This is a genomic window from Rhodococcus sp. IC4_135 (assembly GCF_011602025.1).
GTDB lineage: Bacteria > Actinomycetota > Actinomycetes > Mycobacteriales > Mycobacteriaceae > Rhodococcus_F > Rhodococcus_F baikonurensis.
In genome coordinates this window covers 249,981-256,499 of the sequence record NZ_JAAOLG010000008.1, presented here as the reverse complement: position 1 = coordinate 256,499, position 6,519 = coordinate 249,981, and the positions used below count along the sequence as shown (strand labels likewise).

Here is a 6,519-nt window from a genome sequence, read left to right as displayed (position 1 = left end):
GAAGCACATTTTTCAATCAGCAGCCAGGGCGTCCCGAAGCGCTGGGCGGCCACTCGTTTCGAGCCACACAAGGCAAGACACCATCAGCCACACCCAGCACTTCCGGACCAACTAACAACTTACGGAGCCACCATGTCCGACGCAGGACTCGCCGGCGCTCGTGCGCTGGCAGAAAATACCGTGAAGATAGCCGAGCAATTCGGGACTACCGAGTGGGAAGCGGACACTGCGTGCCACGGTTGGCGCGTCCACGACCTCATCGGTCACATGGCGTTCTTCTTCAACTTCATCGCCGACCCGGATCTGGTGTTCCCGCCGAACCCCAGTGGAAAGTCCGAGCGGCTCAACGACGCTGCCGTCCGCGAGCGTGCCGATCTACCGCACGAGCAGATCCTGGACTACTACCGGGAGCAATCCGAAGCGGGGCTCGCGACGTTGGCCTCGCTGCAGACAGAGGAGCTTCGCAACAACACACTCGAGATGCTCGACCTCGGGACTTATCGCCTGCATCAGCTCAGTGACGCGGTGTCGTTCGACCATCTCGTCCATTTGACGTCGGATCTTCTGGCGCCGTTCGGACCGATTCCTCACGGTGAGATCGACGTGGCGGCCGCAGTCGATCCGGCGATCGACTGGATGGTTGCTGGGCTCCCGCAGATGTGCGGCGAAGCTGTCGCCACCGCGTTGACATCGCCTGTGGCACTGCGCCTCAACGGCGCCACCGAGCGCACTTTCGTCATCTCTCGTGGCGATGGGGGAGTGACCGTCACCGAATCTGACGACGTGCCGGAGAACGTCGCGACCACCCAAGCCACCGAATTTCTGCGGTGGGGGACCACCCGATCTGCATGGCGGTCTGCCGTCGAGGTTTCCGGCGACCGCAGGACCGTCGCCGCAGTCCTCGATGCCATCGACATCGTCTGACCCACACCGAACCCGAAATCCAGAACACGAGGAAACAGTTATGTCTCAGTACTTGCAGGACAAGGTCATTCTCATCACCGGTGCAGGGGGTGGGTTCGGTCAACTCATCGCCGAGAAGGTGGCTGCGCAGGGCGCCAAAGTCGTCGGCGTGGACATCAACGAGGCGGGCCTGAAGACTGTGTTCGACGGTATCGCGGCCGCGGGATTCACCGGCACCTACAAGGTTGCCGACGTCACCGACATGGATCAGGTCATCGCCGCGGCGCAGCACGGCATTTCGGAGTACGGGGCGCTCGACGTACTCGTCAACAATGCAGGCGTCATGCCTCTCGCATATTTCGCCGATCACGAACGTGCGTGGCAGAAGTGGCACAAGGCAATCGACATCAATATCAAGGGCGTCGTCAACGGAATCTCTGCGGTATACGACCAGATGATCGAGCAGGGTCGCGGTCAAGTCGTCAACATCTCGTCGATCTTCGGAAACGCCGGCGTCGACGGTTCCGGCGTCTACAGCGCAACCAAGGCTGCAGTCACCACGATCTCGGATTCACTGCGAATCGAAGCCAAGGGCAAGATCAAGGTGACGACTGTCAAGCCCACGGGTGTGACAGGAACGAACTTGGCGAGCTGGATCGTCAACGAGAACGCGATCCTCGGTCTCACCGGTCAACGTGCGGGTACCTACATGGAGAACGTCGGGCACCTGGCCGACGGCACCCTCAGCCCCGGGCAGAAGGATGTCGACTCCATCGAATACTGGCTGATCAAGCCCGACGACCTGGCCGACGCTGTCGTTCACATCATCGATCAACCGTGGGGTATCAGCATCAGTGACATAACCGTCCGCGCCAGCGGCGAGGATTACCTGTACTGACAACCTGATCGAAAGCCGCGCTCTGCCGGTGTGGCCGCGCAAACCTCGCCGAAGACTGCAGTACGGGACGTTCCGTGGTCGAGCGCCATTGCCATGGCATTGCCTGTCGTCGTAGAGTCTTACTTAACGATCGTTAAGCTGTTGCTGTGGAGGACTCCGTTTGCCGAGGAAGTCGCCGGAATCAGTCCGAGGAGTTTGAATGAAAGCAGTCCACTTGGTGGAGGCGACAGGGCCCGAAGGTTTGTCGTTGGTCGATGTCGACGAACCTGTCGATCCCGCACGGGTGGTAGTTGATTTGCACACCGCCGGCGTGAGTTTCCCTGATCTTCTCCAGACCACGGGCGGCTACCAAATGGTGCTCGAACTACCTTGCGTACCAGGGATTGAAGGTGCCGGTACCGTTCGGAGCGCGCCGCCAGGGTCAGGCTTCGTGCCCGGGCGGCGCGTGGCCGTGCTGACGACCGGGGAAGGCTCGTGGCAGCAGACCGTTGCGGTCGAGCCGTCCAATGTCTTCGCTCTGCCTGATGTGGTCTCGCTCTCGGCCGGTTCGGGATTTCTCCTGAATTATCTGACCGCGCACTTCGCCCTCGACGAACGTGCGCGATACCGTGCCGGCGAGACCGTCCTGATTCACGGCGCGGCCGGTGGGTTGGGTACTGCCGCGTTGCATGTCGCGTCTGCGCTCGGTCTGGAGACGGTCGCTGTCGTGAGTACGGGCGAGAAGGAGAAGATCGCCGTGGAGTCCGGGGCAACGCACGTCGTGTCGGTCGACGGGTGGAAGGAACGCGTCCAACGGATTACGAATGGGCGCGGTGTCGACATCATTCTCGATCCGGTCGGTGGTGACCGCTTCACCGACAGCCTGCGCAGCCTTGCGCCGAACGGTCGCCTGGTCGTTTTGGGATTCACCGGCGGTGATATTCCCACGGTCAAGGTGAATCGACTTCTCCTGAAGAATATTTCGGTGACGGGTGCAGGATGGGGTGAATATCTGAAAACCGATCCCCGGTATCTACAGCGTCAATGGCAGGAGCTCTATCCCCTGCTCGGGTCGGGAGTTCTGAGGGTGCCCGAGCCCACCCTCTGCCCCTTGGCGCGTGCTGCCGATGCACTGACGTCGTTGAGCGAGCGCACGGCGGTAGGAAAAGTCGCGCTTTCTCTCGAATGATCTCCACACGAACAACTTTGTGAACAAGACCTCAGCGAACGAACCTTGGAGTAAACCATGTATCCCGGAGCGTATGTTGCGACAAACCCGGACAAGGCCGCGGTGATCGTTGCCGAGACCGGCGAAGCGGTGACGTTCTCGCAACTGGAATCGAATTCGATTCGGATTGCGCGAGTTCTCCACGGACTCGGGTTGCGGCGGGGTGACAACCTGGCCGTACTCGCCACCAATAACGTTCAGGTCTTCGACATCTACTGGGCGGCTATGCGCTCCGGTGTCTACCTGACGATGGTGAACTGGCACCTGACCGCTCCGGAAGGTGCATATATCGTCGAGGACTGTGAGGCAAAGGTAGTCATCGTCGATGCTGCTCTGAGCGAACTGGCCGCGACATTGTCCGAACTCGTTCCCCGGCAGGTGACCAGGCTTTCCTTCGGCGGTCAACTCGACGGATACGACTCCCTCGACCGGGCGGCTGACATGGAGTCGGACGTCCCGCTCCCGGATCAGCCGCGCGGCGCCGACATGTTGTACTCGTCGGGAACCACCGGCCGTCCCAAGGGCATCAAGCCGGCTCTGCCGAATCGTCAGATACAGGATCCCGGCGATCAGATGACGGCGATGAACCAAAGTGTTTGGGGTGTCACCGAAGACGACATCTATCTGTCCCCGGCGCCCCTCTATCACGCCGCTCCGCTCCGGACGTGCGCGTCGGTCCAGGCGCTGGGCGGAACCGTTGTGGTGATGAATCGGTTCGATCCGGAGAAGGCTCTGGAATACATCGAGCGTTATCGCATCACGTACAGCCAGTGGGTGCCGACAATGTTCGTGCGCCTGCTCAAACTGCCACAAGAAACTCGCGACCGTTACGACATGTCGTCTCTGCGACTCGCCGTCCACGCGGCCGCACCGTGTCCCGTCGATGTGAAGCGAAAGATGATCGATTGGTGGGGGCCGATTCTGGACGAGTACTACTCCTCGACGGAACTCAACGGCATGACCATCGTTCACTCGGACGAGTGGCTGCGAAAGCCGGGCACGGTGGGGCGGGCCGCCCTGGGAGTGCTCCACATATGCGGGGAGAACGGCGAAGATCTACCCCCCGGCGAGGTGGGTACGCTGTACTTCGAACGTGACGAGTTGCCATTCAACTATCACAATGCGCCCGAAAAGACCCAGGAGGCACAGCATCCCGCCCACCCGGCCTGGACGACTACGGGTGATGTCGGCTTCGTGGACGAGGAGGGTTACCTATTTCTGACCGACCGTAAGTCCTTCATGATCATCTCGGGCGGTGTGAACATTTATCCGCAGGAGATCGAGAACGTGCTGATCGAGCATTCCTCGGTATTGGACGCGGCGGTGATCGGGTTGCCCGACGACGAGATGGGGGAGATAGTGATGGCTGTCGTCCAGCCAGTCCCCGAAGCCGAAGCCGGCGATGCGCTTCGCGATGAACTGCTTTCTCATTTGCGCGCGCAGATCGCCAAGTACAAGCTGCCGAGGCGACTCGTGTTCAGTACGGATCTACCTCGAACTCCGACCGGGAAATTGGTCAAAGGAAAACTGCGCGATCGCTATTCAGGCAAGGTTTCCATCGGATGAGCGGCCCGTTGCACGGTGTTCGAGTGCTGGAACTCGCGGGGTTGGGTCCGGGGCCGCACGCTGCGATGATGCTTGCAGATCTCGGAGCGGACGTTGTTCGAGTCGAGCGTCCGTCCGGTGGACTCGAGATCTCGCCACGAGAGCAGGACCAACTTTTGCGTGGGAGACGGTCGGTGGAAGCCGACCTCAAGACCGAGTCAGGCCGAGAGTTGGTGAGGGCCCTCGTTTCGAAAGCCGATGTGTTCCTGGAAGGTTTTCGGCCCGGCGTGACCGAGCGGTTGGGTTTCGGCCCCGACGTGTGCACCGAACTCAACAGCCGGCTGATCTACGCACGTATGACGGGATGGGGTCGAGACGGCCCACTCGCGCAGCGGGCGGGACACGACATCACTTACCTGGCGCTGACCGGAGTCCTGCACGCTATCGGTCCGGCCGAGAAACCCACGGTTCCGCTGAACCTCGTCGGAGACTTCGGCGGTGGCTCCATGTTCTTGATCCTCGGAATCGTCTCTGCGTTGTACGAGCGAGAGCGTTCGGGCACAGGACAAGTGGTCGATGCCGCAATTGTCGACGGAACTTCGGTGTTGGCGCAGATGATGTGGTCGTTGCGAGGGAGCGGACAGTGGAGTGACTCACGTGCAACCAACCTCCTGGACGGTTCCACGCCGTTCTACGACACATACGAATGTTCGGACGGTAAGTTCGTAGCAGTCGGTGCCCTCGAACCGCAGTTCTACGCGGCGCTCCTCCAAGGCCTGGATATCGCGCCGGAATCGTTGCCCGATCAGATGGATCGAAGTGGCTGGCCCACAATCCGAGAACGGTTCACAGAGGCGTTCTCGTTGCGCACACGAGACGCCTGGGCAGCGCTGTTCGAATCGACGGACGCTTGTGTTGCTCCTGTCCTGAGCCCCGCCGAAGCCGCGCTGCACCCGCATCTTGCCCAGCGGGGAACTCTTGTCGAAGCCGACGGAATAGTGCAGGCGGCACCCGCGCCGCGGTTCTCCCGTTCCAGGACTGTGCAGCCGTCAGGTGCCCGGCCACCCGGGGTCGATACCACCGCCGTGACGAAGGATTGGCTGGGCGACTGAGTGGCAGATCAACTTTTGTAGCACAACTCGATCGATTCTGACTGACAAGGAATTTCAATGACCGAAACGCGACCGGATGTCTACGCGAGCCGAGACGGCGGAGTGCTCCGCATAGTCGTCAACAGGCCAGCGCGAATGAACGCGTTGACTACCGAAACCCTGGAGAGTCTTGCCACGATCTTCGTCGAGCACACACAATCTTCGGATGTGCGGGTGGCGGTTCTCGAAGGAGAGGGCAAGGCCTTTTGCACGGGCGCGGACCTCGCGGGCGTGACGTTGTCCGGTCCGCCGTCGGCGGACACGATCGATGCCGCCAATGCCTTGGTGCAGGCCATTCGAGAGTTTCCGTTTCCGGTGGTCGCTGCGGTACGAGGCCCTGCGGCAGGTGTGGGTGTTTCGCTGGCTTTGGCGTGCGACCTCGTGCTCGCAGCGGAGTCGAGTTACTTTCTGCTCGCGTTCACAAAGGTGGGATTGATGCCGGACGGTGGAGCCACCGCACTGGTGGCAGCGTCGATCGGTCGCGCGCGCGCCATGCGCATGGCACTGCTGGCCGAAAGATTATCCGCTCGAGATGCTTTCGACTGCGGCCTGGTCTCACACGTGTGCGAGGACGACGCTTTCGCGGTGGAGTTGGCAGACCTGACGCACCGATTGGTCGCCGGGTCGTCCCCTGCATTTCGGTTTACCAAGAAGGCGATCAACGACGCTACGCTCACCGAACTCGGTGATGCGTTCACACGCGAGCGCTCAGGCCAGATCGACCTGTTGGGCAGTGATGATTTCGCCGAAGGTGTTGCGGCGTTTCAGGAAAAGCGCGCAGCAGTCTTCGGATAGACGGAGCGAGAACGGTGCTT

The 6,519-nt window shown here is 61.1% G+C and carries 6 protein-coding genes; all 6 read left to right on the top strand.

Annotated features, from left to right (window positions below; genetic code table 11):
- Positions 1-132: 132 nt before the first annotated feature.
- On the top strand, positions 133-924 hold the full coding sequence (locus G8767_RS17405; RefSeq protein ID WP_166810837.1) for a maleylpyruvate isomerase N-terminal domain-containing protein: 792 nt from the start codon (positions 133-135) through the stop codon (positions 922-924).
- A gap of 40 nt (positions 925-964) precedes the next feature.
- Entirely contained in the window at positions 965-1,801 is an 837-nt protein-coding gene (locus G8767_RS17400) for an SDR family oxidoreductase (RefSeq protein WP_166810836.1), read from the top strand.
- A 199-nt stretch (positions 1,802-2,000) separates the two neighbouring features.
- Positions 2,001-2,969, top strand: a complete 969-nt coding sequence (locus tag G8767_RS17395) for an NADPH:quinone oxidoreductase family protein (RefSeq protein ID WP_166810835.1) — start codon at positions 2,001-2,003, stop codon at positions 2,967-2,969.
- Positions 2,970-3,026: 57 nt separating this feature from the next.
- Positions 3,027-4,574 carry an acyl-CoA synthetase gene (locus tag G8767_RS17390; RefSeq protein ID WP_166810834.1) on the top strand — a complete coding sequence of 516 codons (1,548 nt, stop codon included), beginning with the start codon at positions 3,027-3,029 and terminating at the stop codon, positions 4,572-4,574.
- Complete coding sequence (locus G8767_RS17385) at positions 4,571-5,665, top strand: CaiB/BaiF CoA-transferase family protein (RefSeq protein WP_124568937.1); 1,095 nt, start codon at positions 4,571-4,573, stop codon at positions 5,663-5,665. The genes G8767_RS17390 and G8767_RS17385 overlap by 4 nt, the downstream gene beginning before the upstream one ends.
- A 57-nt stretch (positions 5,666-5,722) precedes the next feature.
- Positions 5,723-6,499, top strand: a complete 777-nt coding sequence (locus G8767_RS17380; RefSeq protein ID WP_124568936.1) for an enoyl-CoA hydratase — start codon at positions 5,723-5,725, stop codon at positions 6,497-6,499.
- Positions 6,500-6,519 lie beyond the last annotated feature (20 nt).

What these genes read in the sequence shown, in the direction of transcription:
- G8767_RS17395 (WP_166810835.1), top strand. Translation starts at nt 2,001, where the DNA reads ATGAAAGCAGTCCACTTGGTGGAGGCGACAGGGCCCGAAGGTTTGTCG.
- G8767_RS17390 (WP_166810834.1), top strand. Translation starts at nt 3,027, where the DNA reads ATGTATCCCGGAGCGTATGTTGCGACAAACCCGGACAAGGCCGCGGTG.
- G8767_RS17380 (WP_124568936.1), top strand. Translation starts at nt 5,723, where the DNA reads ATGACCGAAACGCGACCGGATGTCTACGCGAGCCGAGACGGCGGAGTG.
- G8767_RS17405 (WP_166810837.1), top strand. Translation starts at nt 133, where the DNA reads ATGTCCGACGCAGGACTCGCCGGCGCTCGTGCGCTGGCAGAAAATACC.
- G8767_RS17400 (WP_166810836.1), top strand. Translation starts at nt 965, where the DNA reads ATGTCTCAGTACTTGCAGGACAAGGTCATTCTCATCACCGGTGCAGGG.
- G8767_RS17385 (WP_124568937.1), top strand. Translation starts at nt 4,571, where the DNA reads ATGAGCGGCCCGTTGCACGGTGTTCGAGTGCTGGAACTCGCGGGGTTG.